Source organism: Pseudomonas sp. PA27(2017) (assembly GCF_001945445.1).
Lineage (GTDB): Bacteria > Pseudomonadota > Gammaproteobacteria > Pseudomonadales > Pseudomonadaceae > Aquipseudomonas.
The window spans coordinates 1-26,265 of the sequence record NZ_MSXW01000027.1; the positions used below are offsets into that span (position 1 = coordinate 1).

Annotated in this window: 22 protein-coding genes; 3 read left to right on the forward strand and 19 right to left on the reverse strand. The window is 65.7% G+C overall.

The genetic code is table 11. The annotated features are described in order from the left end of the window. Nucleotides 1–681 precede the first annotated feature (681 nt). Genes BVH06_RS15700 through BVH06_RS15710 form a run of 3 tightly spaced genes read right to left on the reverse strand, consistent with a single transcriptional unit; the run spans nt 682 to nt 2,471 of the window. Complete coding sequence (locus BVH06_RS15700; protein WP_075934706.1) at nt 682–1,365, reverse strand: GNAT family N-acetyltransferase; 684 nt, start codon at nt 1,363–1,365, stop codon at nt 682–684. Nucleotides 1,366–1,378: 13 nt separating this feature from the next. Beyond that, nucleotides 1,379–1,816: a GNAT family N-acetyltransferase gene (locus tag BVH06_RS15705; RefSeq protein WP_075934707.1), complete on the reverse strand. Its 438-nt coding sequence runs from the start codon at nt 1,814–1,816 to the stop codon at nt 1,379–1,381. A 16-nt stretch (nt 1,817–1,832) separates the two neighbouring features. Continuing rightward, nucleotides 1,833–2,471 carry an FMN-binding negative transcriptional regulator gene (locus BVH06_RS15710; RefSeq protein WP_075934708.1) on the reverse strand — a complete coding sequence of 213 codons (639 nt, stop codon included), beginning with the start codon at nt 2,469–2,471 and terminating at the stop codon, nt 1,833–1,835. A 90-nt stretch (nt 2,472–2,561) separates the two neighbouring features. Here BVH06_RS15710 and BVH06_RS15715 point away from each other — a divergent pair, with 90 nt between their 5' ends. Next, on the forward strand, nt 2,562–4,034 hold the full coding sequence (locus BVH06_RS15715; protein ID WP_075934709.1) for a PLP-dependent aminotransferase family protein: 1,473 nt from the start codon (nt 2,562–2,564) through the stop codon (nt 4,032–4,034). A 13-nt stretch (nt 4,035–4,047) separates the two neighbouring features. On the opposite strand, the gene BVH06_RS15720 is transcribed toward BVH06_RS15715, so the two are convergent. The 16 genes from BVH06_RS15720 to glgA all read right to left on the reverse strand — a co-directional run bounded on the left by BVH06_RS15720 (nt 4,048) and on the right by glgA (nt 22,669). Further along, nucleotides 4,048–4,260, reverse strand: coding sequence for a DUF3079 domain-containing protein (locus BVH06_RS15720; protein ID WP_075931416.1), 213 nt, complete (start codon nt 4,258–4,260; stop codon nt 4,048–4,050). Between the two features lie 93 nt (nt 4,261–4,353). Then, entirely contained in the window at nt 4,354–5,343 is a 990-nt protein-coding gene (locus tag BVH06_RS15725; RefSeq protein WP_075934710.1) for a lysylphosphatidylglycerol synthase domain-containing protein, read from the reverse strand. Next, the gene (gene clsB / locus BVH06_RS15730) at nt 5,340–6,572 is read right to left on the reverse strand and encodes a cardiolipin synthase ClsB (RefSeq protein ID WP_075931414.1); all 1,233 of its coding nucleotides are present in this window, start codon (nt 6,570–6,572) and stop codon (nt 5,340–5,342) included. The genes BVH06_RS15725 and clsB overlap by 4 nt, the downstream gene beginning before the upstream one ends. After that, nucleotides 6,569–7,348: an endonuclease/exonuclease/phosphatase family protein gene (locus tag BVH06_RS15735; RefSeq protein WP_075934711.1), complete on the reverse strand. Its 780-nt coding sequence runs from the start codon at nt 7,346–7,348 to the stop codon at nt 6,569–6,571. The genes clsB and BVH06_RS15735 overlap by 4 nt, the downstream gene beginning before the upstream one ends. After that, on the reverse strand, nt 7,345–8,256 hold the full coding sequence (locus tag BVH06_RS15740; protein WP_075934712.1) for a DUF72 domain-containing protein: 912 nt from the start codon (nt 8,254–8,256) through the stop codon (nt 7,345–7,347). Before BVH06_RS15740 ends, BVH06_RS15735 begins: the two co-directional genes overlap by 4 nt. Nucleotides 8,257–8,384: 128 nt before the next feature. After that, a complete protein-coding gene (locus BVH06_RS15745) occupies nt 8,385–8,798 on the reverse strand; it encodes a CBS domain-containing protein (protein WP_075931502.1) in 414 nt (137 codons plus the stop codon). Between the two features lie 197 nt (nt 8,799–8,995). Further along, nucleotides 8,996–9,640, reverse strand: a complete 645-nt coding sequence (locus BVH06_RS15750) for a glycosyltransferase family 2 protein (RefSeq protein WP_075934713.1) — start codon at nt 9,638–9,640, stop codon at nt 8,996–8,998. Then, nucleotides 9,637–10,260, reverse strand: a complete 624-nt coding sequence (locus tag BVH06_RS15755) for a class I SAM-dependent methyltransferase (RefSeq protein ID WP_075931410.1) — start codon at nt 10,258–10,260, stop codon at nt 9,637–9,639. The genes BVH06_RS15750 and BVH06_RS15755 overlap by 4 nt, the downstream gene beginning before the upstream one ends. Further along, a complete protein-coding gene (locus BVH06_RS15760) occupies nt 10,257–11,015 on the reverse strand; it encodes a PIG-L deacetylase family protein (RefSeq protein WP_075934714.1) in 759 nt (252 codons plus the stop codon). Before BVH06_RS15760 ends, BVH06_RS15755 begins: the two co-directional genes overlap by 4 nt. After that, on the reverse strand, nt 11,012–12,046 hold the full coding sequence (locus BVH06_RS15765; RefSeq protein ID WP_177345398.1) for an acyl-CoA dehydrogenase family protein: 1,035 nt from the start codon (nt 12,044–12,046) through the stop codon (nt 11,012–11,014). The genes BVH06_RS15760 and BVH06_RS15765 overlap by 4 nt, the downstream gene beginning before the upstream one ends. After that, entirely contained in the window at nt 12,043–14,175 is a 2,133-nt protein-coding gene (gene glgX, locus BVH06_RS15770; protein WP_075934715.1) for a glycogen debranching protein GlgX, read from the reverse strand. Before glgX ends, BVH06_RS15765 begins: the two co-directional genes overlap by 4 nt. Nucleotides 14,176–14,193: 18 nt before the next feature. Then, nucleotides 14,194–14,526 (reverse strand): DUF2934 domain-containing protein, encoded by a 333-nt coding sequence (locus tag BVH06_RS15775; RefSeq protein WP_075931407.1) that lies wholly within the window; start codon nt 14,524–14,526, stop codon nt 14,194–14,196. Beyond that, nucleotides 14,523–17,327, reverse strand: coding sequence for a malto-oligosyltrehalose synthase (locus tag BVH06_RS15780; protein WP_075934716.1), 2,805 nt, complete (start codon nt 17,325–17,327; stop codon nt 14,523–14,525). The genes BVH06_RS15775 and BVH06_RS15780 overlap by 4 nt, the downstream gene beginning before the upstream one ends. Then, complete coding sequence (gene malQ / locus BVH06_RS15785) at nt 17,320–19,398, reverse strand: 4-alpha-glucanotransferase (protein WP_075934717.1); 2,079 nt, start codon at nt 19,396–19,398, stop codon at nt 17,320–17,322. The genes BVH06_RS15780 and malQ overlap by 8 nt, the downstream gene beginning before the upstream one ends. Continuing rightward, nucleotides 19,395–21,131 carry a malto-oligosyltrehalose trehalohydrolase gene (gene treZ / locus BVH06_RS15790; RefSeq protein WP_075934718.1) on the reverse strand — a complete coding sequence of 579 codons (1,737 nt, stop codon included), beginning with the start codon at nt 21,129–21,131 and terminating at the stop codon, nt 19,395–19,397. The genes malQ and treZ overlap by 4 nt, the downstream gene beginning before the upstream one ends. Continuing rightward, nucleotides 21,131–22,669, reverse strand: coding sequence for a glycogen synthase GlgA (gene glgA, locus BVH06_RS15795; protein WP_075934719.1), 1,539 nt, complete (start codon nt 22,667–22,669; stop codon nt 21,131–21,133). The genes treZ and glgA overlap by 1 nt, the downstream gene beginning before the upstream one ends. A 702-nt stretch (nt 22,670–23,371) precedes the next feature. Here glgA and pcaQ point away from each other — a divergent pair. Next, entirely contained in the window at nt 23,372–24,313 is a 942-nt protein-coding gene (gene pcaQ, locus BVH06_RS15800) for a pca operon transcription factor PcaQ (RefSeq protein WP_075934721.1), read from the forward strand. A gap of 151 nt (nt 24,314–24,464) precedes the next feature. After that, complete coding sequence (locus BVH06_RS15805; RefSeq protein ID WP_083652081.1) at nt 24,465–26,189, forward strand: ShlB/FhaC/HecB family hemolysin secretion/activation protein; 1,725 nt, start codon at nt 24,465–24,467, stop codon at nt 26,187–26,189. Nucleotides 26,190–26,265: the final 76 nt, after the last annotated feature.

The following is a 26,265-nucleotide window of genomic DNA, read 5'->3' on the forward strand; positions in this document are numbered from 1 at the left end:
ATTGTCGCTCCGACCGAAGGATTCCTTATCGGCGTTTGCGGTGAGTATGGGGTGGGGGAATTCTCCCACTGTCTGGCTTGTCGCTTGCAGAAGCCGCGCATGTCCCTCCACCCCCGACAGGTTCCTAGCCTAGAACATACAAGCCGCGCCCCGCGGCGAATCGTGAGCACGGCACCGTTCTCGCGGTAGGGCCGCAATCGGTTTCGCGCCGGGGGCGACGCTCCCGCTCGGGCGTTGGGATGCTCGCGATCATTGTAGGAGCCGCGACCCGCGGCGAATCGTGAGCACGGCACTGTTCTCGCGGTAGGGCCGCAATCGATATCGCGCCGGGGGCGACGCTCCCACTCGGGAGTTGGGATGCTCGCGATCATTGTAGGAGCCGCGACCCGCGGCGAATCGTGAGCACGGCACCGTTCTCGCGGTAGGGCCGCAATCGATTTCGCGCCGGGGTCGACGCTCCCACGCTGGCGTTGGGATGCTCGCGATAATTGTAGGAGACGCGACCCGCGGCGAATCGTGAGCACGACACCGTTCTCGAGGTAGGGCCGCAATTGCCTTCGCGCCGGGTCGGCGCTCCCACACGATTGGTGGTGCATCCGCGATCGCGTATGAGACGCGACCTCGCGGCGAATCGCGAGCACGACGCCAGGGCCGCAATCGTTTTCGCGCAGAAGGCCGCTTCTACCGCCCGCGAAACGCCTCCAGACGCTGGCGCTGCCTGCCCTGCGCATCGAAATTCTCTGGGGCCAGCCAGCGTAAAAAGGCATCGCGAATCGCCGGCCACTCGCCATCGATGATCGAGAACCAGGCGGTGTCGCGGTTCTGGCCCTTGATCACTGCATGCTGGCGGAACAGCCCCTCCTGGGTGAAGCCCAGCCGCTCGGCAGCACGCACCGACCGCGCGTTGCGTGCATTGCATTTCCATTCCAGGCGACGATTGCCAAGCTCGTCCATGGCCTGCCTCATCAGCAGCCAGATCGCTTCGGTGGAGGCGGGCGAGCGCTGCATGGCGCGGCCAAAAGCGATATGGCCGATCTCGATGCAGCCATCGGCCGGGGCGATGCGCAGGAAGCTGAGCAGCCCTACGGCATGTTTCGACGCAGCGTCGATCACCGTGAAAAACAGGGGATCGTCGCTCGCCTGCTTGCCCGCGAGCCAGGCGTCGAAGGCACTGCGTTCGGCGAACGGGCCGTAAGGCAGGTAATCCCACAAAACGGGGTCACTGTCCGGGCCTTGCAGGGCAAGCCATAGGTCCTTGCCGTGACGCTGGGCGTCGAGCGGCTCCAGACGCACGAAGCGACCGTCGAGTGGCGCGCGGGGTGGTGGTGGGACGGGTTGCCAGTCGAGCAGGGTATCGTCGGTCATGGTCGGCTCCTGATCACAATTTCTTGCGGTACTGCACGAAGCCGGGGCACTCGGCGATGCGGTCGTACAGCTGCATGGCGGTGGTGTTGCTCTCGTGGGTCAGCCAGTGCACCCGCGAGGCGCCGGCCTGGCGGGCCTGGGCGTAGACGTGCTCGATCAGCCCGCGGCCAATGCCGCCGCCGCGCACCTGCTCGTCGACGAACAGATCCTGCAGGTAGCAGTAATCGCCCTCCGTCCAGCAGGAGCGATGGAAGATCCAGTGCACCATGCCGATTGCACGGCCATCGCGCCAGGCCAGGGCCGCATGCATCGGCTCACTGGCGTCGAGAAAGCGCTGCCAGGTCAATTGGCTGGCGGCCTCGGGAATCTCGGTGGCGTAGAAGCGTTGGTAACCCTGCCAGAGGGGCAGCCAGGCGGCGTGATCGTCAGCGGTAACGGCGCGTATTTCCATCCTCGGTCTCCTGTTTCTATCGAGTGATTCGGTCAGCCATGCGCTGCGCCAGGGCGCGGTCGCGGGAATCGAGGCTGGCGGCGAGGCCGTTGCGTACGCCGTGCTGGTCGGCTTCGCTGCGGTTCTGGCCGAGCTTCCATTTACCTTCCAGGCGCTCGATGGGCAGGGCGAAGCCGACGATGGCGCGCAGCATGCCGGCGATGTAGTCCTGCGGTGCATCGGCGATCGTCCAGGGTTGTGGGCGCGGTTGCTCGTGGCGGTCGGTCAACTCGCCGAGCAGGTTCAGCAGGCGTTCGGCGTCGTCGAACACTTCGGCGCGCCCATAGGCGTGCACGGCGATGTAGTTCCAGGTCGGCACCACCTTGCCGTGCTCGGCCTTGGCCGGGTACCAGGACGGGCTGACATAGGCCTCGGCGCTGCTGAATACCACCAGCGCCTCGCCACCTTCGGCCAGCAGCCGTGCATGGGGATTCGCCCGCGCCAGGTGACCGTACAGCGTGCCGTGGGCGCCTTGCTCCGGGCGCAGCAGCAAGGGCAGGTGGCTGGCCTGCAGGCCGCTCTCGCCATGGCTGATCAGGGTGGCCAGGCGGCAGGCCTGGATCTCCCGGTGCAGGGTGGCGAGGTCGTGCTGGCGAAAGGCGGAGGGTGTGTACATGGGCCGTTTCCTGAAGGGAATGACGTCATCCTAGATTTGTGATTGGTCTGTTATAAGATCCATTTTCAGTGACTTTCATGGAGCCAATCGATGGCCGCTTCAGCTCCGCTTCCCGTCGACCTCACCGGCCTGTGCCTGCAGCCCGGCGCGGGCCTGGCGCGTCAGCTGTACCAGGCATTGCGCGAGCGCATGCTCGACGGGCGCCTACCGGGTGGCACGCGTCTGCCGGCCAGCCGCCAATTGGCCGAGCTGCTGGGCGTGTCACGCAATACCGTCAACCGCGCCCTGGATCAGCTGTATGCCGAGGGCTACGTGCAGGCGCGGGTCGGCGACGGCACCTATGTGGCCGATCTCGCTGCCGGCGCGCCGTTGCCTGCGGCAATCCCGTCGAGCGAGGTCAGCAGCAGCGCCTTGCAGCGGCTGCAGAGCTTTCATCTGCCGCCGCACTTGCCGGGGCCGCCACGGGCATTTCGCGTCGGGGTGCCGGCCTTCGACCTGTTTCCCTATGAAACCTGGGCGCGCCTGGCTGCGCGTTTCTGGCGGCGACCGGCGCCAGCGCTGCTGGGCTATGGCGACCCGGCAGGCGATGGCCAGCTGCGCGAGTTGATCGCCGCCTACCTGCGCAGCAGCCGTGGCCTGCAGTGCGACCCTGGGCAGATCGTCATCACCTGCGGCGCGCAGCAGGCCATCAGCCTGTGCACCCAACTGCTGCTCGATCCGGGTGACCGGGTCGCCCTGGAGGATCCCGGCTACCGCGCTGCGGCCCACGCGTTCAGCGTCGCCGGGGCTCGGCTCGAAGGCATCGGTATCGACAGCGAGGGCCTGGATGTCGCCGCCCTGGAGCGGGCCGGGCCCTGTCGGCTGGCCTACGTCACGCCATCGCACCAGTACCCGACCGGGGTGACGCTGTCGTTGCCTAGGCGTCTGGCCCTGCTCGACTGGGCCGAGCGCAACGATGCCTGGATCATCGAGGACGACTACGACGGTGAATACCGCTACAGCGGCACGCCGCTGGCCCCGCTCGCGGCACTGGACCGCGGCCAGCGCGTGCTGTACGTCGGCACCTTCAGCAAGATCGTCTTCCCGGCGCTGCGCCTGGGTTATCTGGTGGTGCCGCCGCGCCTGGCCCAGGCCTTCGCCCGGCGGCGCGGGGTGGACATGCGCCATTCCGATATCGGCACCCAGGCGGTGATGGCCGAGTTCATCGCCGCCGGGCATTTCCAACGGCATATCCGCCGCATGCGCAACGCCGCCCGGTCACGGCGTGACGCCTTGCTCGCCGGCTGGCCGGCGCTGGTGCCCGGCTGTGCACCGCTGCCGGAGGTGCACGCCGGCCTGCACCTGAGCGTGCGCTGCGAGAGCCTGGCGCGGGAGCACGAGCTGATCGCTGCCGCAGCGGGCTTCGGCGTGGAAATCAACCCACTCAGCGTGCAGTGGCTGCCCGAAGGCAACACGCCGGCGGATCAGCGCGCCGGGCTGGTGATGGGTTTTGCCGCAGTCCCGGAACGGGCCATTGCCGAAGCGCTGCAGGCGCTGCGCAAGGCGTGGCAGTTGCCGGATTGAGAGCAACTGCCGGTCATATCTGCCGCTGCTTGGGTTTCTTCTCGTCATTTGGCGGTTCGATGCCCCAGTCGCCATCCAGGTACCAGTCTTCGCCGAACAGCTCGATAGGGTGCTGAGTGCGGCTGGCGCCGTTGCCGCATTCCAGATCGGTGGCGCTGCAGTAACGATCGCAGCCCCAGCACACGCGCTCGGGGTTACTCGGTTGCAGGGGGAATTTCTTGGCCATCTCGCGTACTCCGCTGGGCGTCGATCCCAGCCTAGCGCGGTGCGGCGGCGGCGCCTTGACCGGGATCAGTCCGATCCCGGTCAAGGCAACCGGTCAGGCAGGGCGCGGTTCTTCACTGTTTTCCTGGCCGGCATTCTGGCGCAGCTTCTTGGCGCGTTTTTCCAGCACCAGATAGACCACGCAGGCCACCGCCAGCGGCAGCAGGAAGTAGATTGCCCGGTAGCCGATCAGCGCGGCGACGATGCTGCCCTTGGACATTTCATGCTGCAGCATGGCGATGAACACCGCCTCGATCACGCCAAGGCCAGCGGGAATGTGGGTGATCACCCCGGCAATGCTGCTGATCATCAGGATGCCGAGAATCGTCGGGTAGAAGGCTTCCTCGGGCAGCAGCAGGTAGATGATCAGCGCCATCAGCGACCAGTTCAGGGCACCGAGACCGGCCTGCAGCAGTGCCATGGGCAGTGACGGCAGGTTCAGCTCGTGACCGCGGATCGTCCAGCTGCGGCGCTTGGAGAACTGGCAGGCCAGGAGGTAACCAATGCCTACCGCAAGCAACGCCAGGCCGATGATGCGCAGGCCCGTGGCGCCGATAGCCCAGCCTTCGGGCAGCTTGAGCAGGCCAAAGGTGAACAGCACACCGGCTAGCAGGATGTAGCCCAGCCAGTTGGTGATCAGGCTCATGCTCAGCACGCGGGTGATGGTCGAGACCCTGAGGCCCAGGCGCGAGTACAGGCGATAGCGCAGCGCCACGCCGCCAACCCAGGAACTCAGGTTGAGGGTGAAGGCGTAGCACACGAAGGTCAGCGGCAGCACTTGCCGGGTGGGTAGGCCGTGCTGGGTGTAGGCGCGGCCGATCAGGTCGAAGCTCGAGTAAACCCCATAGCTCAGCGCTGCCACGCCGATGGCGGCGAGCAGGGTGCTGGTGCTGTAGCTGCGTAGCGCCTGGCTGACTTCCTGCCAGTCGAGGTTCTTGACCAGCATGAACAGCAGCACCGGCACCAGGATGAAGAAGCACAGGGTCAGCAGGCGCTTGGCCCAGCGCCACGCGGGTTTGCCTTGCTTGTCGTCGGGTTTGCTCACGAGACTTTCTCCTGGTCGACCTGCAAGGTGCCGCACTGCGGCGCTTCGATATCGGGTTTGAGCAGCTTGAGCCGCGGTGAATGGGCCGGGAACCAGCCGGCGATGGCTGGAAAGTGGCGCAAGAAGTGGAAGCACAGAAAGATCAGCGGCGCGCGCCACCAGTAGCCGCGCATCACTCGCTTGAGCGGCACCGACTTGCAGCTCGATTCGGCGAGCTCGGAGAGATGCTCGTGCAGGCGCCGGTTGAGCGCCGGGTCGCGGATCACCACGTTGGCTTCCAGGTTTAGCGACAGGCTCAGTGGGTCGAGGTTGCTCGAGCCCACGGTGCACCATTCGTGGTCGGCAAGGGCGACCTTGCCGTGCAGGGGGCGTTGGCAATACTCGTAGATGGTCACGCCGTCGCGCAGCAGATAGTTGTAGGTCAGCCGCGAGCACAGGCGTACCAGCGGCATGTCCGGCATGCCCTGAAGGATCAGCGTCACCTTGACGCCCCGGCGGGCGGCGTTGCGCAGCTCGCGCAGCAGGCGATAGCCTGGAAAGAAGTAGGCGTTGGCGACGATCAGCCGGTGCTGGGCCTTGCGTATGGCGTCCAGGTAATGCTGTTCGATGGTGTTGGTGTCATCGCCGTTGTCGCGGATGGTCATCAGCAGGCGACTGTTGCCGGCATGCCTGTGCTGGCCGGGCTGGTTGACCCGGCGTTTGGCTACCTGGCGGTCGTCGCGTGCTTCGAGCAGGCGTTCGGCAGCGGTGTGCACGTCGGCGACGATGGGGCCGCGCACGCGCACGGCGTAATCCTGCTTGGCCATTGGGCCGTAGTCGCCCAAGTGGTCGGCGCCGAAGTTGATGCCGCCGATGTAGGCGATCTCACTGTCGATCACCACGATCTTGCGGTGCAGGCGGCGGAACAGGTTGGTACGCATGCCCAGCAGGCGCTTGCCGGGGTCGAACATGTGCACGCGCACGCCAGCTGCGGTCAGCGCCGCGACGTACTCGGCGGACAGGTCCGCGGTGCCGTAGCCGTCCACGGTGATCTCCACGCTGGCGCCGTTGCGAGCCGCACTGATCAGCGCCTGCTGCAGCTCCATGCCGACCTTGTCTTCGAAGATGATGAAGGTCTCCAGCAGCACTTCCTGCCGGGCGTTGCGGATGGATTCGAATACGGCGGGGTAGAACTCCTCGCCGTTGATCAGCAAATCGACCTGGTTGCCATCACGCCAGTCGTACTTCATAGCCGTATCTCCACAGCTAACGGTGCATGATCCGACAGGTGCGACCAGGGACGGGTCGAGAGCACCTGCGGGTTGTGAGTGGTCGCGTTGCGTACATAGATGCGATCGAGGCACAGCAGCGGCCAGCGCGCCGGAAAGCTCCTGGCGGGCTTGCCGTATTCGTTGACGAACGCCTCCTTGAGGCCACTGGCGGCCAGCAGGCCATCGGCACGCTGGCGCCAGTCGTTGAAATCACCGGCGACGATCACCGGCGCGTCGCTGGGCAGGCGGTCGAGCACCTTGCAGAGCAGGCCGAGCTGCTGCTTGCGATGGATTTCACGCAAGCCCAGGTGCACGCAGATGGCATGCACTTCGGCGTGGCCCGGCACGTCCAGCACCGAGTGCAGCAGGCCGCGCTGCTCCTGGGTGCCGATCGACACGTCCAGATTTTCGTGGCGCAGGATCGGGAACTTGGAGAGCAGGGCATTACCGTGGTCGCCATGGGGGTACACGGCATTGCGGCCGTAGGCGAACTGCGGCCACATGCTGTCGGCGAGGAATTCGTATTGCGGCGTGGGCGGCCAATTCTCGTAGCGCTTGGCGTGGTGTTCGTGGGTGCCGTGCACTTCCTGCAGGAACACCATGTCGGCCGACAAGGTGCGCACCGCATCGCGCAATTCCGGAAGGATGAAGCGCCGATTCAGCGCGGTGAAACCCTTGTGGGTGTTCACTGTGAGAATCTTCAGCGTGTGCACCGCGCTGGCCAGCTCCGTAGGGGCCGGTTGGTGGGTGGTCATGGGCTCACTCCTGGCGACTGGCCGGGAGCGTTGGGCAACGCCTTGGCCAGGTCGAACTTCTGTAAGAGTGCGTGGGCGTCATAGGGCGCACGTACCTTGAGGTCATTGTCGAAATAGCAGTACACGTCCCGTGATGCCCGGGCACGCGGCTTGTGGGTATCGATCAGCTGTGCATCGCCGGGTTGCTGACCACGGCTCCAGGTGGCGATGCGCTGGTGCCAGTGGTCGATGGCGTCTTTGTCGTAACCGCTTTCGTAGAGCTTCTTGTTGCCGTGCAGGCGCAGGTACACGAAGTCGCTCGTCAGGTCTTCGGCGTAGGGCCACTTGCCGGCGCTGTCGGCGAACACCAGCGCTACCTTGTGCTTGCGCAGCAGCCTGATGAAGGCCGGGTCGCGGAAGCTTTGGTGGCGAATCTCTACCGCATGGCGCAGCTTCTGGTGATGGGGCACTTCCAGACTGCCGTCCTGCAGGCGATCGGCTTTCTTGGCACTACGCAGGGCTTGCTCGGTATCCTGCGGCAGCAGAGCGAGGAAGTCGGCGAAGCGCTGTTCATCGAACGCCATGCTCGGTGGGAATTGCCAGAGGATCGGCCCCAGCTTTTTGCCGAGCTGCAGCGGCCCCGAGGCGAAGAAATTGGCGACCGGCGTGGCCACGTCGTCGAGGCGGCGAATATGGGTGATGTAACGCGGCGCCTTGACCGCGAAGCAGAAGCCGTCCGGCGTCTCCTTGGCCCAGCCGGCATAACGCTCCGGCGTTTGCAGGGCGTAGAAGGAGCCGTTGATCTCGATGCTGCTCACCGCTCGGGAGGCGAACGCCAGTTCCTCGCGCTGCTTCAATCCCGCGGGATAGAAGTCGCCGCGCCAGGGCCCATAGCGCCAGCCCGAAATGCCGATATGGATGCGCTTCAACGTAGCTCACCCGCTCGCGGCAGACCAACGCGCGGTTGCCCGCAGGCGCCAGGGTCTGTTCCCGTTTCACGCACGCTCGCGCTGAAACGGCAACGGATCCTAGGTTTCGGCGTTGGTCTGCTCATCGATCAGTGCGCGCCGGTCACGCGGCGCAGCAGCTCGGCGCTGGCCTGCGGGTCGTCGCTCAGCGCCAGGTTGCCCAGCGATACTACGCCGACCAGGCGTTTGTCGCGGTCGAGCACCGGCAGGCGCCGCAGCTGGTTTTCGCCCATGTTGCGAGCCACCTGGCGCACGTCCTCATCTTCGAAGCAGTAGCGAATTTCGCCGCTCATTACCTCGGAGATCGGCGTTTCCCCTGGCATGCCGGTAGCCACGGCGCGCACAGTGATGTCGCGGTCGGTAATCATACCGACCAGGCGGTCGTCCTGGTTGACGAGCAGGGCGCCGCAGTCGATGCGCGCCATCATGGCGGCGGCTTCGTGGATGGTCTGGCTGGGCGTGATCGTCTGCACGCCGCGGGTCATGATATCGCTGACTTTCATGCTGGCCTCCTGGCGATGATCGCCGTGGTTCAGCGAGGGGCCCGGGCGCAGCAGGCGCGCGGGCGTCGTTAAATTCCGACTGGAGCGGCGAGGAGGCGGTTCAAGGTTTTTGCCCGCCGGGCGGCGGCTTTAGGGCCTGTTAATACTGCTGCGCAAGCCGAGGGCTCCGGCGCGATGGTGCTCGAGCGTTAACAGGCCTAGAGCAGCGAGCGCAGGTAATCGCCGAAGCCGCCGCGGGCGCGGCAATCCAGGCGGGCGCTGGTGTATACCCGCGGCAGTGCGCTCCAGGCGATGCGCGCGCCGACGCGCTCGAAGGCGGCGACCAGCTGCACGTCCTCGTCGACGGCGATGTTCTGGAACCCTCCGGCGCGATGGTAGGCGGCTGCGCTGAACGACAGGTTGGCACCGTGGATGTGCCGATGTCCGTCGCGGTCCTGGTAGGCACTCAGGTAACGGCTCTGTACGCCGTGATCGAGCTCGCCCCATTCGGCGACTTCCACGGTGCCGCAGACCATGTCGGCTTGCAGTTCGCGCTGGCGCACCAGCCAGTCCGGTGCCACACGGCTATCGGCGTCGGAGCAGGCGATCCAGCCCGCGCCACGTTCGAGTTGCCAGGCCACGCCAGCGGCACGCGCCTGGCCGACGTTGCGTGCCTGCAGCGAAAGGCTCGCGACCGGGTAATTGGCGACCACGCTGGCCGATCCATCGCTGCAGCTATCGAGCACCACCAGAATGCGCACCGGCACATCGAGATGGGAGTGGGCGGCGGCGTCGAGCAGGGCGGCCAGGCAGGCGTCCAGGCTCTGCTCTTCGTTGTGAGCGGGGATCACGATGCCGATCAAACCGGACGCTCCCGGGCCTGTGGCGTTAGCCCTTCGCGCTGGGCGACGGAGGTGCTTTCAGTACCCCAGACTTCAAGCAACATGTCGGTATCTTCATGGCGCAGCAGGCGCGGCAGACCGAGGCGTTCGTGCAGGCGCTGGTGAACCTGGTCGCCGCTCAACGGGCATTCGTCGATCGGCCAACGCCAGTGGCAGGCCAGCAGGTTGGCGCCGGTGTTGAGGGCGGCCCTGGCGCAGTCGATCAGGCGATCCAGATCCTGCGCGTCGAGGTAGTAGCACAGCTCGCTGAGCACGATCAGGTCGAAACGCCCGGCCGGCCATTGTTCCGGCAGACGGGTTTGCATCAGGCGCACGTTACTGCGGTGAGCGAGGCGGTTGCGTGCCAGCTCCAAGGCGAGGGCAGAAGTGTCGCTGCACAGTAGGTGTGTGCAGCGTTCGGCCAGGCGCGCGCTTAGTTCGCCGTTGGCGCAGCCCGGCTCGAAGATGCTGCCGTAGTGGCTGCGCGGCAGGGCGGCGAGGGTCAGGTTGCGCTTGCGCTGTTCGTACCAACGCTCGCGAAACGACCAGGGGTCTTCGCTGCTGCGGTAAAGGTTTTCGAAGTAATTGTCGGCGACGCTCATAGAAACACCACCTCGAAGGGCTGCTGCAGGCGTTCCACTGCCGTGCCGGAAAGCACCGGCTCGTGACCGTTATCGGGGTCATCGTAGAGCTGGCTGGCGAAGGCCTGGATGGCGTGACGCTTGCACGCCTGGGCCCACTTGTCGAGCTGCAGCTTGCGGGCGCGTTCCCATGGTATGCGCGGATCTTCGGGGCTGGCCCAATGCCAGGCCCAGATCGGAATCTCGTGGGCGCGGGCGCCGCATTCCAGGGCGGCCTTGAGGGCAGCGCGGCCAACGGCTTCATGGTCGGCGTGGCCGTCCTCGCGCCAGGTGGCGAATACCACGTCGCTGGGTTGCAGGTAGGTCTTGAAAAATTCGCGCAGCTGCGCTTCGCAAGCGCCCACGCCGGTATCGGGGAAACCGCCGTGCACCCATTGCACCTGATCGAGCGGCAGGCCGAGGCGCTTGAGGGCATCGGCACTCTCCTGGGGGCGAACGATGCTCAGGCGTTGCGGTGTCCAGTAGGTCGAGCCCGGATGGCTGGCGGCGCCATCGGTGACCGAGATCAGCAGAATTTGCCGCTGCGCCTGAGCCAGCAGTTGCAGCAGGCCGCCGCTGCCGAGGATTTCATCGTCCGGGTGGGGGGCGATGATCACCGCGCGACAGCCTTCGGGCACCAGTTGCGTGCAGGTGATATCGGCCACCTGGGCCAGGCGCCGGGAGGCCTTCCAGGCTTGCGGCGAGGTGCCCTGGCCCTGGATCGGGTTGGTGTTCATAGCATCCAGCTCTCTTGAGGTTGGCGGGCCGCGAGCACGCCGAGGGCCGCCAGGTCGCGCTCGGCATGGCTCTGGCGCAGGAACACCGGCAGGTCGGCCAGCAGCCTTGCCAGCGCGGCGTCACGGCAATAGGGAGCAGCGCCAAGGGCTCGGCCAACGTGCTCGATCACCGTGTTCGCACGGTGCTCGACGATGGCGCGCACGCGGCGTACCGGCAGTTCGGCGTCGGCCTCTGGGTTGGCGTCGATCCAGGTGGCGCACTCACGCAGGGTGCTGGCTGCGGCGGTCAGGGCGCAGTCCACATGGCCAAGGTGGGCGAGGGCGTGGGGCTCGTCGCGTTCGCTGCAGTGCCGGCGCAGCGCTTCGCCCAGGCGGCTCGCCGCACCGTACCAGCAGGCGGCGATGCCGGCGCCGCCTTGCCAGAAGCCGGGCCGTGCGAGGTAGCCGCCAGGCGGGCCGACTAGTTGGCCATGGGCATCGTCGAAGAGAATTTCCACGCTCTGGGTGGCGGCCATGCCCACGGCCTGCCAGCCATCTTCGGTCACCCGCACGCCAGGCTGCTCGAGGGCAATCGCTACCAGCTGCTGTTCGCCGTGCTCGTTCCAGGCGGTGAGCAGACCGTGGCTGAGTACTGTGGCGCCCGAACACCAGGCCTTGCGACCGTGCAGGCGCACGCTACCGTCATGCTGCTCGGCGCCGAGGGTGACGCGGGCCATGGGCGGTTCTGCAGCCCACATGCCCCAGGTGGCACGAGCCGGCACATCAGCGCCGAAATGCTCGAGGATCGCCAGGGCGTCGGTGTGGCCTTCGTAGAGTTTGCACAGGCTCAGGTCCCATGCGGCGACCGTGGCCAGCGCCTGCCAACGTTGCAGGGTCTGGCCACCGCCGGGGTTGGGTAATAGATCGAGGCCCGCGTCGCAGAGCTTTTGCAGGCTGCGCAGCAGAGCCTCGGGGTGATGCGGGAGTGGGTGCGGCCACTCGTTCAGCAGGGCGCCGAGGCGTTCCACCAGACGAGTGCCGCTCCCGGTCATACCACCTTTTCCTTCTGCAGCTCGAACAGCACCAGCGAGCGGTGGGTAACGATGAACTCGTCACCGAACTGGAACACTTCATCGTCCTCCGGTTCCTCGACCCGGTTGGTGTCGAGCATGCACGTCCAGTGGCTGCCCTGGGCAACTTCCGGCAGGCGGAAATTGACTACGTCATGGTGCGAGTTGACCACCAGCAGCAGCGTCGCGTCGGCCCCGCTGCGGCGGATCCCGGTCGGCTGGGCGCGGCCATCGAGCAGCATGCCCATGCAGCGCGCATGGGGGTCGTGCCAGTTGTCCTCGTTCATCTCCTCGCCACTGGGCGCCAGCCAGGTGACGTCCTTGACGCCCAGCTCCTCGTTGAAGGCGCCGACGAAGAAGCGGCTACGACGCAGGATCGGGTAGTTCATGCGCAGCTTGATCACCCGGGTGACGAACGCCTGCAACTGCTTTCCGCGCTCGCTCAGGTCCCAGTTGATCCAGCCGATCTCGCTGTCCTGGCAATAGGCATTGTTGTTGCCGTGCTGGGTACGCGCGAACTCGTCGCCGGCCACCAGCATCGGTGTGCCCTGGGCGAGGATCAGCGTGGCCATGAAGTTGCGCATTTGTCGCAAGCGCAGGTCGTTGATGGCCTCGTCGTCGGTCGGGCCTTCGACGCCGTGGTTCCAGGACATGTTGTTGTTGCTGCCGTCCTGATTGTTCTCGTCGTTGTCCTCGTTGTGCTTGTCGTTGTAGGAGACAAGGTCATTGAGGGTGAAACCGTCGTGGGCGGTGATGAAGTTCACCGACGAGAACGGCCGGCGACCACGCTGGTTGTACAGGTCGCCCGAGGCGGTCAGGCGGCTGGCCAGTTCGGCCAGCTGGCCTTCGTCGCCCTTCCAGAAGCTGCGCACGTTGTCGCGGAACTTGTCGTTCCACTCCGCCCAGCCCGGCGGGAAACCACCGACCTGATAGCCGCCAGGGCCGCAGTCCCACGGCTCGGCGATCAGCTTGACCTTGCTCAGCACCGGGTCCTGACGACAGGCAACCAGGAAGCTGTGGCGTTCGTCGTAGCCATCGTGGTGGCGGGCCAGAATGGTCGCCAGGTCGAAGCGGAAGCCGTCTACGCCCATCTCCGTGGCCCAGTAGCGCAGCGAGTCGGTGACCATCTGCAGCACGCACGGGTGGCTCAGATCCAGGGTGTTGCCGGTGCCCGAATCGTTGATGTAGTAGCGCTTGTCATCGGGCATCAGCCGGTAGTAGCTGGCGTTGTCGATGCCGCGCATGGACAGCGTCGGGCCCAGCTCGTTGCCCTCGGCGGTGTGGTTGTAGACCACGTCGAGAATCAGCTCCAGGCCTGCATCGTGCAGGTGCGCGGCCATTTCCTTGAATTCGTTGATGTGGCCGCTGGCCAGGTAACGGGGGTGCGGGGCGAAAAAGCCGATGCTGTTATAGCCCCAGTAGTTGTTCATGCCCTTTTCCAGCAGGTGCTGGTCGTTCACGAAGGCATGCACCGGCAGCAGTTCGACCGACGAGACGCCGAGCTTGCGGATGTGCTTGATCACGTCGGCGTTCATCAGGCCGGCGAAGGTGCCGCGCTTGTCTTCGGCCACCGACGGATGACGCATGGTCAGGCCACGCAGATGGGCCTCGTAAAACACCGTCTTGTCCCAGTCGACGCGGTGGCTGCGGTGCTTGCCCCAGGTGTAGGCCGGGTCGATCACCTTGCACTTGGGCACGAAGGGCGCGCTGTCACGCTCGTCGAAACTGAGGTCGCCGTCGGGGTGGCCGATCTCGTAGCCGAACAGCGCTTCGGACCATTTCAGCTCGCCGACCAGTTGCTTGGCGTACGGGTCGATCAGCAGTTTGTTGGGGTTGAAGCGGTGACCGGCTTCCGGCTCGTAGGGGCCGTACACGCGGTAGCCGTAGATCAGCCCCGGATGGGCGTCGGGCAGGTAGCCGTGCCAGATTTCGTCGGTGTACTCCGGCAATTCGATGCGCTCGATTTCTTCCAGGCCATCAGGGTCGAAAATGCACAGTTCGACCTTGGTGGCGTGAGCCGAGAAGAGCGCGAAGTTGACGCCCAAACCATCCCAGGTCGACCCCAACGGAAAGGGCTGACCTTCGGTTATACGCGAGCGTGGTTGACTCATTCTGGGTGGCTCCTGGTATCAGGCCTTGGGCTTCTTGGCGGCAGGCTTGGGGGTGGTGCTGGGTTTGGCCTTGGCGGGCGCCTTGGCCGGTTTGAGCAGGGCAGGTTTCTCGGCGTCGGCCTTGGGCGCTGCCTTGCTGGCACGGGGTTTGATCGGCGCGGCAGGGGCCGGCTCGCCAGCGGCGGCCTTGGACTTGCTCACGCGCTTGGGCGCGGCCTTGCCGGGCGTCTGCTCGGCCTCGACCAGCTTGGTGGCCATTTCCCAGTGGCGTTTGGCCTGGCCGTGGGGTTTCCCTTCGGATTCCCAGATCTGGTAGGCGAACTCACGGATACGGTCTTCTTTTGCGCTCATGGTTGTGACTCCTGAGATGGGCTATGGGCGATCAGCAAATTGACGGGGACAGCGCGCAGCACATCGCGCAAGGCAAGGTAGGCGCTGGGGGGCAGAGGGTTGGCAGAGTCGAATGTGCTATGCAACGCCTGGTCGGCGAGCGCGGCGGGCAGGGCGATACGGGTGTCGCCCCATTGGTCGGCGGCGATCAGCGGCATGGCGCTGTCGCCCAGCAGTTTGGCGCTCAGGCGCGGCACCACGACGATGGCGTGCTGCTCGCCGTGGCTGCGCAGAAACGCGACGACCCGCTCGGCATGCTCACCCTCGACCTGCAGTGGCTGGTAATCGCCTTTGGCAAACAGTTGCGCGTGTTGCTGGCGAGCCTGCAGGGTGGCGGCGATCAGCGCCTGCTTTACGTGGCCGTCATGCCAGTGTTCAAGGGCCTGGGCAAGCGGTTGGCCGTCAGCCAGGGCCTGGCGGCGAGCGGCGAAATCCACCGGACGGCGGTTGTCCGGATCGACCAGGGAGAAGTCCCAGAACTCGCAGCCCTGATACAGATCGGGAACCCCCGGCACGCTCATGCGCAGCAGGCTCTGGGCCAGGCTGTTGAGGGCGCCGGCCGGCGCGATTTCGGCGGCGGCGTGGCAGATCTCGGCGCGCAGCTTGGCACCCTGGTCGCTGCCGAGCAGTGCCTGCAGGTAGTCTCGGCAAGCCTGCTCGTAGCGCGCGTTGGGGTTGCTCCAGGTGCTGCGCAACTTGGCCTCGCGCACAGCCTTTTCCTGCCAGGCGGTGAGGCGCTCGGTGAGGCTTTGCAGGCCCTCGGCATCGTCGGCGCGCAGATCCAGCGGCCAGCAGGCAAGCAGGATCTGCAGCAGCATCAGCTCGTCACCGGGCGCGGGCGCCAGGCCGTCATCCAGTTCATCGCACAGCGGCGCAGCCAGTTCGCGCCAGTGCTGGCAACGCTCGGCGAACCATTCGGCACGCTCGCTGAGCACGGTCAGGCGCGCGCGGGTGTCTTCGCCACGCTTGTGGTCGTGGGTCGCGGTGGTCAGCAGGTTGGCTGGGAAATGACGGGCCCGCTCGACGCAACCGTCATGAAAGGCCTGCATCGGCGCGCTGAATTGTTGCGGGTCGAAGCCCACGTCGTTACGCGACAGCAGCACCGCACTGCGGTAGCAGGCGGTGTCTTCCACGGCCTTGGCGGCGGCCGGGGAGGTGAGTTGCTGGAAGCGCTCGATCATCTTCGCCCGGCGCTTGCGCTGTGGGCTCGGTGGCAGGTGCGAAAGGGCCTGGCCGCCAAGCCAGCTGTCCAGATGTTCAAGGAGCGGCCAGTCGCCTTCGGCCAGCGTCGTGCGGGCGCCTTCCAGGGCATGGTCGAACACCGCCTGGTCATTGGCACTGCGCCCGGCGGCCGACACGTAGGTGCGGTACACCGAGAAATGGGTGATCAGCTCCAGCAGCGCGCGGCGGATGGCGCCCAGGGTCAGGTCGCGGGTGGCGATGTCGTCACGGGCCACTAGCAAGAGGCCTTGGGCCAGGGCTTCCAGGTCGCCGGCCAGGGAGGTGGTCAGCACCAACTGGCGCGCCTCACGAACCTCGGCCATGAAGTCGGCCTCGCGGCCGCTGGTTTCGCTCCACAGCTTCGACAGGATCGGCTCGCCTTCGGGCGCGTGCTGCAGCAGCGACACCTGGTTCATGAATTCGTAGCCGGTGGTGCCGTCCACACCCCAGTCGCGGGGCAGCTGTTCGCCTTCGCCGAGGATCTTTTCGACATAGATCGGAAAACGGCCACCCTGCAGATTCGCCGGGCGTTTCGGCAGCAGCCGCTCGACGCGGCGGCGCAGCTTGCGGCAATAGGCGCGCGGGTTGGCCAAGCCGTCGACGTGGTCGATACGCAGGCCATCGACCAGGCCTTTTTCGATCAGCTCGAAGATTTTCCCGTGGGTCGCTTCGAACACGTCGTGGCGCTCGACCTTGAGGCCGCCCAGTTCGTTGATGTCGAAGAAACGCCGCCAGTTGATGTCGTCCGCCGCGGTGCGCCAACTGGCCAGGCGATAGTGCTGGCGTTCGAGCAACTGGTGCAGCGCTTCGAAGTTCTGCCCCTCGGCTGGCCGTAGGCTGGCCAGGGCACGCTCGATGGCATGCCCGGCCTTGCTGGCCAGGGCGACCAGTTCACGAAACAGCACGCTCGCCTGACGCTGACCATCGGCGCTGTCGTCCAGCGCAGCGAAGCGCTGGCCCAGGGCCTGCAGCTCGGGATGGCCGCTGCGCTGCAGGATGTCGCCATAGGTCGGTGGGTTGATCGGGAAACGGTGGTGGTAGTGCTTGGCGTAGAACAGGCCGCGCTTGGCATCGAAGTGCAGCTCGATCTCGCCGGCAGCCAGCACCTCGCCGTAGTCGCTGCGCAAGAACGGCACCAGCAACTGTCCGCGCAGCAGCGGGTCGTGGGACTGCCAGTGGATGTCGAAGAATTTCGCATAGGCGCTGCTGGCGCCCCATTCGAGCACGTCCAGCCACCAGGGGTTGGCATCGCCGCCCACCGCCATGTGGTTGGAGACGATATCCAGGATCAGCCCCATACCTTTGCCGCGCAGGGCGGCGATCAGGCGTTCCAGGGCCGCTTCGCCTCCAAGCTCGGGGTTGACGCGTGTCGGGTCGACCACGTCGTAGCCGTGCATGGAGCCAGGCCGTGCGGTGAGCAGCGGCGAGGCGTAGATATGGCTGATGCCCAGGCGCGCGAAATAGTCGACCAGGGGCACTGCGTCGTCGAGGGTGAAGCCCTTGTGAAACTGCAGGCGAACGCTGGCGCGCAACTCAGTCATGGCCGAGGCCCTCGGCGAGGTTACGGGCCCACTGCAGGCGTTGGAGGCGATGCGCGACTGCCGGGGCGTCGAGCATGCCCTCGGCCGGCTCGGCCCAGCGGCGGCGCCAGTTGGGGTGTTGATCGCCCGGGCCTGGCAGGTTGGGCTGTTCGGTGGCGGCCATGGCGTCTTCCAGGGGCAGCAGTACCAGTGGCGCTGGGGTGCTGCCGATGAAGGCGATGCTGGCGTCTAGTTGCTGGCCGTCATCCATCTGTTCGGCGGTGGCGTGGCCATGATCGTGCAGGGCCTGGTGCAGTGCTCGGGTTTCCTGGGCGCGCAATTGATGATCCTGTCTGGTGTAGTCGTCGCTGCGGTGGCCCGCAGCCTGGCGCCAATGGATGTCGCGGGAGGCGAGCCAACCGCGAATGCTCGGCAAATCATGGGTCGTGGTGGTGGCCAGGGCGTCGCGCGGCCAGTGGCCCGGGGCATGGAAGTGGCCGTTGCTTTGCTCGAAGAGCAGCACGCGCATGCCGAGAATGTTGCGTGCGGCCAGCTCTTCGCGCAGGCCGTCGGGCACCGTGCCCAGGTCTTCGCCGATGATCAGCGCGCGGTGGCGCTCGGCCTCCAGGCACAGCAGGCGCAACAGATCCTGGGACGGATAGTTGAGGTAGGCGCCGGCGCAAGAGTCCTCGCCCTCGGGAATCACCCACAGACGGCGCAGGGTCATCACGTGGTCGATGCGCATGCCACCGGCGTGAGCCAGGTTCGCGCGCAGCATTTCGATGTAGGCGCGAAAGCCGTTCTGTTGCAGGCCCTGGGGCGAAAACGCCGACACGCCCCAGTTTTGCCCCGAGCGGTTGAGGATGTCCGGTGGTGCACCGACGCTGACCGACTGCAGCAGTTCGGCATGGCGGCCCCAGGCCTGGCTGCCGGCGGCATCGGCGCCGACGGCCAGGTCGGCGATCAGGCCGACCGCCATACCCGCTTCACGGGCTGCCGCCTGCGCGCCGTGCAGGCAGCGGGCGACCAGCCATTGGGCGAAGGCATGGAATTCGATCTCGTGCTGATGACCTTCGCAGAACTGCTCGACCGCCGCGCTGGCAGGGTCCCGGTACTGCTCGGGCCAGGCCCGCCAGTCGACCGGCAGGCCGTTGAGGTCCATGAAGCCGCGCAGCGCCTCGAAGCGACAATGCTGGCGCAGGGCCTCGCCACCGGCCTGGCGAAAGGCCTCGAAGTCGGCCTGCAGCGGATGAATGCTGACAGCGAAATCGGCATGCAGCTGCCGCAATATCTGCATGCGCGCACTGGCGACGCCCGGCCAGTCGATCAGTTCCAGGCCTTCCAGGCGCGCCAGTTCGTCTGCCAGCCCGCAAGTGCGGATCGCCTGCTGAACCGCTGCTTCGCCGAGCACGCTGGCCGGTGCAGCATGCAGCACGTTGAAGAACAGGCGGCTGGAGGGCGAGTAGGGGCTGTAGGTGTGCAGGTTGGCGCTGAACATGGCGTGCATCGGGCTGATCGCCACGGCATCGGCGCCGCGGGCCGCCGCGCTACGCACCAGCGATTCCAGCGCCTGGGTGTCGCCCAGGCCGCCGTCATCCGGGCGACGCAGCGAGTACAGCTGGGCGCTGAGGCCCCAGATCTTCGCGTCGCTGCGACCGGCCAATTCGGCGACGCTCGGGCAGGCGGCAGGGGCCACGGCGAGGGTCACTTCGCCGCCCGCGATGCGCAGCTGGTGATAACCGGTGGTGCCGATCACCGGCAGGCGGCCGCTGTCGTCCAGACGGCCCTCCAGGCGCTCGCCCTGTTCCAGCTGGATCTCGAAGGGTGTGCCCGGCGGAAAGTACCGGGTCAGGTCCAGAGTCTGTTGCTGGTCGAGGGTTACCAGTGGGCCGAGGGCCAGGTTGTTCTGGCGGTGCTGCAACTGCGCCAGGCTGGCTTCGATCTGCTCGTCGTCAGCCGCGTGATAACCAAGGGCGTCGAGCAGACGACGTTGATGCTCGGGTTTGACCGATTGGGCATTACCGTCGGCGTCGATCCAGTCGACGCTCAGGCCTGCGGCCTTGCTCAGTTCTGCCAGGCGTGCATCGCTCATGGGGCGCCCTCCAGCAGAACGCGCACGCTGTGCGCCGACAGCTGCTCGCCGTCAGCGCGGTAGCTGAACAGCTGGTGAGCGCCTTGCGGCGTCGCTGCTTCCACCGGTTCGCTGCCCAGATTCAGGGCGATATGCAGTACCTGACCGTCGCCAAGCTGCCAGCTAGCAGCCACAGCGGCCTCGCCGAGCACCCGACTCTCCAGGGCCTGGCTGCCAGGCAGGCGCGGCACGATGTGCTGGTGGCGCAAGCTCAGCAGCTCTCGATAGAACGCCAGCCAGGCCTTGCCATCCGCCGTGTCGCGGCTGTGGTAGTCGGGCTTGGAGGTTTCGAAGGTGCTGGCGTCGTTGGGGGCAGGAATGGCCTGGCCGGAGAACTTGGAGAAATCCTTGAATTCGTTCTGGCGACCCTTGCGCACCGCTTCACCGAGCTCGTCGTTGTGTGAAGTGAAGAACTGGAACGGCTGCTCGCTGCCCCATTCCTCGCCCATGAACAGCAGCGGAATCATCGGGCTGAGCAGCAGCAGGGCGGTGGCGCTTTTCAGCGCGTCGTCATCGGCCAGCGTGCGCAGACGTTCACCGACGGCGCGGTTGCCGACCTGATCATGGTTCTGCAGGAACAGCACGAAGGCACTGGGCGACAGGTGACCGCTGCTGCTGCCGCGGGCGGTGCCGTGGCGGGTGGTTTCCCCCTGGTAGATGAAGCCTTCGCGCAGGCAGCGGGCCAGCTTGTGCGTGGCATCGCTGGCGAAGTCGGCGTAGTAGCCTTCGTGCTCGCCGGTCAGCAGGTGATGCAGCACGTTGTGGCCGTCATCGTTCCACTGGGCGACGAAGCCTTGCTGCAGCAGTTCGGCGTCGTTGTTCTCGTTTTCCAGCACCAGGTGCAGATGGCGCGAGGCGGGAATCGAGGCATGCAGCCGTTCGGCCAGTTCGAGCAGGAAGTCGCGCTCGCCAATGGCGTGCACGGCGTCGAAGCGCAAGCCGTCGACCCGGTAGTCATGCACCCACATCAGGGCGTTGTCGATGAAGTAGTCACACACCTGCCGTCGACGAAAATCGATGGCCGGGCCCCAGGGCGTGTGCATGTCTTCGCGGAAGAAATCGCAGGCGTATTGGCCCAGGTAATTGCCGTCCGGGCCGAAGTGGTTGTACACCACATCGATGAACACCATCAGGCCCAGCTCATGGGCGCGGTCGATCAGCGCGCGCAACTGGTCCGGTGTGCCGTAGGACGAATCCGGTGCGAAGGGCAGTACGCCGTCGTAACCCCAGTTGCGACCGCCCGGAAATTCACCGAGGGGCATCAGTTCGATGGCGGTGACGCCCAGGTCGGCCAATTCCTGCAAGCGCGCCTGCGCGGCCTGGTAACCGCCCAGGGTGCCAACGTGGACTTCGTAAAGCACCGTTTCCTGCCAGGGGCGCCCCTGCCAGTCAGCGCTGCGCCATTGATAGCGGGATGGATCGGCGACACGGCTGGGACCGTGCACGTCGTTGGCCTGCCAACGCGAAGCGGGGTCTGGCACCAGCAGGTGCTCGTCGATCAGATAGTGGTAGTCGGTGCCTGCCGCCACCGGAAGGGTGGCGGTGTACCAGCCGTCGTCGCCGGCCGTCATTGCATGTTGGGTGTCACCTTGCAGCTTTACCGCGACGCTCTTGGCGTCCGGCGCCCACAGTGCAAAGTGGGTGTGGCCGTTATCGTCGAGCCGGGCGCCGTGTCTTGGTTTTTCCTCTGCCATCACACCAGTTTCCCGCCCGATGTCTTCGCTGCCACCAGCTTGCGATACAGCGCGGCATAGGGCTCCACGGACTGCTTCCAGTACATCGGCGCGGCCATTGCATGGGCGCGCATAGCGTTGAGCAGCTCCGGGTTGCGGTAGATGGCCATGGCGCGGCGTACGGCGGTCAGGTAGCTGTCGCTGCTCGGCTCCTTGAACAGGAAGCCGTTGACGCCGTCTTCGATGGTGTCGGCGAGGCCGCCGGTCGCCCGGGCGATCGGCAGCGAGCCGAAGCGCTGGGCGTACATCTGGCTGAGGCCGCAAGGCTCGAAACGTGAGGGCATGAGCAGGAAGTCGCTGCCGGCGAACATGCAGCGGGCATCCGCTTCGTTGAAGCCGACGTTGGCGCCGACCTTGCCCGGATGGCGACGCGCCAGCTCACGGACGGCTTCCTCGAGGTGCTCCTCGCCACGGCCGATGATCGCGATACGACCGCCTTCGGCAACGATGGTGTCGGCGATCTCCAGGGTCATGTCGATGCCTTTCTGCTGCACCAGGCGCGAAACCACGGCGAACAGCGGGCCGTCGCTCTGCTCCAGACCGAACATCTGCTCGACGTGGCGTTTATTGGCGCGTTTGCCTTCCCAATCGTGGGCGTCGAAGCCCTGCACCAGGTGCGGGTCGTTGACCGAATCCCAGCTGTCGTCAATGCCATTGGGGATACCGCTGAGCTGGTTGAGCTGCACCTTGAACTGCAGCATGCCTTCCAGGCCGCAGCCGAATTCCGGGGTGGTGATCTCGCGGGCGTAGTTCTCGCTCACCGTGGTGACGTGATCCGAATACACCAGACCGGCCTTGAGGAACGACAGGCGACCATAGAATTCCATGCCCTGATGGCCACAGGCCGAGGAAGGCAGGCCCAGCTCCGGGCTGCATTCCAGGCTGCACAGGCCCTGGTAGGCGAGGTTGTGGATGGTGAATACGGTCGGCGTCTGCAGGCCGCGCCAGCTCATGTAGGCGGGCGCCAGGGCAGCGGGCCAGTCGTTGGCGTGAACCACTTCCGGGCACCAGCTCAGGCAGGCGGTGCCGGCGGCGATCTCGGCGGCGGCCAGGCCGAGGCTGGCGAAACGGATGTGGTTGTCCTGCCAGTCGCGCCCTTGGGCGTCGCCATAGGGCGTGCCATCGCGGTCGTACAGCTCGGGGCAAATGAGCACGTAGACGATCAGCCCATCGGGCAGCGTCATGCAGCCGATACGGGCGGGCGGCAGGGCCGCGTGGCCCGGTACGCTGCCGACATCGCGGATCGCGTGGCCGCTCTGCAGCACCTGGCGATAGCCGGGGATCAGCACGCGCACGTCGTGATTGGCGTTCATCGCCCGTGGCAGCGACGCGGAAACGTCACCCAGGCCGCCTACCTTGATCAGGTCGGCCAGCTCAGGGCTGACGAAGAGAATCTTCTTCTTGGCCGCGTGCAGGTTGGTAATGGTGTTATGTGGCTTGAGGGATGTTTCTACCGATACCGCTTGATCGAACCGTGTTACCGCAACAGCGTTTCCCATACCATCCTCCGCTCGATTCTGTCCTTGACTCGTCAATAATTCGTTCGCTTGCACGCCGACGGGAATAGGCCGTCTGTCTTTCCAGTTGATTGCCGTGTCGGGGCAGGAGGAAAAGCTGCTTGCTGGTGATTAATTCCCACCTAGTTGATGACCCAGCTCGCGAATAAGAAGTTTCGACTATTTTCACGAGCTTGCCCGGTCATCATGGAACTAATGCCGGGCAGCAGGTTTTCGCTGCCAATGGCCGGTAAGTTGCGGGGTTTCGACTGCGATAGGCGGTTTGCGACACAGGTTCGATCTGCCTTGGCGCCTCTCTAGCAGGGGCTTTGGGGCGTTTGGATCGGCACGGGGCGACGAGCGGTCATGTTTGCCCCCTGTTAGCGCGCTTGTACAAAGACTGGACAATTCCTTTACAACTGACGGTGTAAGTAAGCGCGCGGAAAGTTGCACTTATTTTTATCGTACGAACGGTCAATTAAGTTCGCTGTTTTTATTGCCTGACGATCCGTTCGATATTCATGACGCAAGTAAAAGTGCCACCATCGATTGGTTAATCACGATGGCCAATAAAAGGCTTGGAAATAAAGGGTTTTTGCCAGACTCAGCGTTTCGCTGAGCCGATCGGGTGTTGCAGATCGTGAACGACCGAGGCGGATCGGCGGTGTGGTACTGTTGCCAGGCCCCAACCAGCGCACTCCGGCCATGAACCTCGACACCCGCATCAAATTTCGCCACCTGACCTGCTTTCTGGAGATTGCCCGGCAGCGCAGCTTCGCCAAGGCCGCCGATGCCCTGGCCGTCAGCCAGCCGGCCATCTCCAAGACGGTCAAGGAACTGGAAGAGATCCTCGACGCTTCGCTGTTCGAGCGTGGCAAGGCGGGCGTCAGCCTGACCACCGCCGGGCTGGCCTTCATGCGCTACGCCGGCCCCTGCGTGCAGGCGCTACGCGATGGCGTGAGCAGCTTGCGCAGTGGCGAGCACGATGCCGGGCAGGTGCGCGTGGGGGTGCTATCCACCGTGGAGAGCCTGCTGATTCCCGAAGTGGTGCGGCGCCTGCACGCGCGCCACGCAGCGCTGGTGGTCAGCGTTGCCACGGGCCCCAGCGCCTATCTGCTGGCGCAACTGCGCGTCGGTGAACTGGACTTGGTGGTCGGCCGGATGACCGACAGCCCGGAGATCCAGGGCCTGACCTTCGAGCACCTGTACAGCGAGTCGATGAGCCTGGTGGTGCGGCCCGACCATCCGCTGCTGGCCGCTGGCGATGCCGGCCTCGGTCAATTGGGCGATTACCCCGTGGTACTGCCATTGGCCGGCACCACCATCCGCCGCTACGCCGACAGCCTGTTCGTGCAATGCGGCGTGGCCCAGCCGCGCCAGCGCCTGGAAACCCTGTCCCCGGCGCTCAGCCGCCGCTACGTGCAGCAGAGCGACGCCGTGTGGGTCGCGCCGCTCGACGCCGTGCGCCTCGACCTGGCAAACGGCGACCTGGCCGAGCTCGCCCTCGGCATCCGCGAGCCCGGCGGTTCGGTAGGCATTTGCAGTAACGCCACGCTGCCGCTGTCGTTGGCGGCGCAATGGTGTTGCGAGACTTTGCGGGAATTGGCGGGTGAATATCGAAAACGTTCGACGTTTCTTGAGCCCTAGGCCAGACCCGCTGAGGGTTTGCGGCTTTATTGGCAACTACGACCCACTGTCGAGTCTGTGATCAGCTTCCGTTGAACGGTATTTGATGGCCAGGTGCCACGTGTTTTAATCCGCCACCTCGAACGACCTACCTTTTTTCAGGGATGACCCTATGTTCTTCCGCAATGGACCTGCGGCGGTATGCCTCTGCCTGTCCGCTCTGTCGCTGGCCGTGTCCGCGCAGACGCCCCCCATCGATCTGCCCGCCAACCGCCAAACGCCGCTGACCCAGGATCTGATCCGCGACCGTCAGGAGCGCCTGCTCGACGAGCAGCAGCAGCGCCTGCAGGAATTGCAGCAGTTGCCGGGCAAACGTGCCGAGCCGACGGCGCCGGCAGCAGCCGAGGACGAGCGCTGCTTTGCCATCGAGCAAATCGAGATCAGCGGTGCCAGCCTGCTGTCCGAGGCTGACCGTGCAACCATTCTTACCCCGTTTGCCGACAGCTGCCTGGGCGTCAGCCAGCTCAACGAGCTGCTCAAGGCGATCACCAACCATTACGTCGATCGCGGCTACGTGACCACTCGGGCCTACCTGCCGCAGCAGGATCTGTCGGCCCGCACCCTGAAAATCACCGTGGTCGAAGGTCGGCTCGAAGGCCTCGACAGCTCCGCGCTGGCCAGTGACCGCGAACTGGCCATGAGCTTTCCAGGCGAGGCGGGCGAGATTCTCAACCTGCGTGAGCTGGAGCAACTGGTCGACAACCTCAACCGCTTGCCGTCGCGCCCGGCGCAGCTGGAGCTGGTGCCCGGCCAGCAGGTGGGCGGCAGCCGCGTCGGCCTGAAGGGCGAGCGCAGCAAGCCGTGGCACGCCAACCTCAATCGCCATAACGATGGCCAGCGCAGCACCGGCGAGCAGCAGTGGGGCCTGGGCCTGACCTGGGACAGCCCGCTGGGCCTGGCCGATCAACTGAGCCTGCGTGCCAGCCGCGATGCGGTCAGTGACAGTTACCGCCACTCCCACGCCCAGAGCCTGTCCTACAGCATCCCTTATGGCTGGTGGCGCGTGGACTACAGCTACAGCCAGAGCTACTACCGCACCCTGGGGCAGAGCAACGGCTTTCCCTTCGAGACCGACGGCGACAGCCAGCAGCATGCCCTGCGTGCCGAACGCGTGCTGCACCGCGACAGCGTCAGCAAGACCGCCTTCAACACCGGCCTGAGCCATATCCGCACCAACAACTTCATTCTCGGCAACCGCATGGACCTGTCCAGCAACCGCTTGAGCGAATGGCAACTGGGCTTCAACCATGGCCGGCGTATCGGCAGCGCCTTCGTCAACGGCGATATCGGTTGGCAGCGCGGCATTGGCGCCTTCGATGCTCAGGGCAACGGCGACCCCCGCGGTGATCAGCCCGTGGCGCGCTACAACAAATACAGCCTGACCCTGAGCTACCTGCAGCCCTTCAGCCTGTGGGGCGAGCGTTTCAGTTTCGACAGCCTGGCCACCGGCCAGAAGAGCGAAGACGTGCTGTTCAGCTCCCAGCGCCTCAGCGTCGGCGGGCTCAACTCGGTGCGCGGCTTCAAGGATCAGAGCCTGTCCGGCGACAGCGGCGGTTACTGGCGCAACCAACTGCGTTGGACGCGGCCGGTCACCTGGGCGCCGCTGCAACCCTTCGTACAGCAATACGGCGCGGCCTTGGCCTATGACGTCGGCGTGATCAGCCACGACCGGCACAACGCGGGGGCCAGTGGCCGCCTGAGCGGCCACGCCCTGGAGTTCAGCGCCCGTGGTGAGCACCTGGCTGCCAGCGTGACCTTCGCCCATTCCCTGGAGCGCCCCGACGTGATCACCGAGGGCGAGCGCCCGGTGTATTTCCGCGTCGACCTTTTCTTCTGATTTCTGATTCGTTTACGCCCTGGAGCACCCTGACATGGACGTTCGCAGCCCCTTCTTCCAGAACATCGCCCTGATC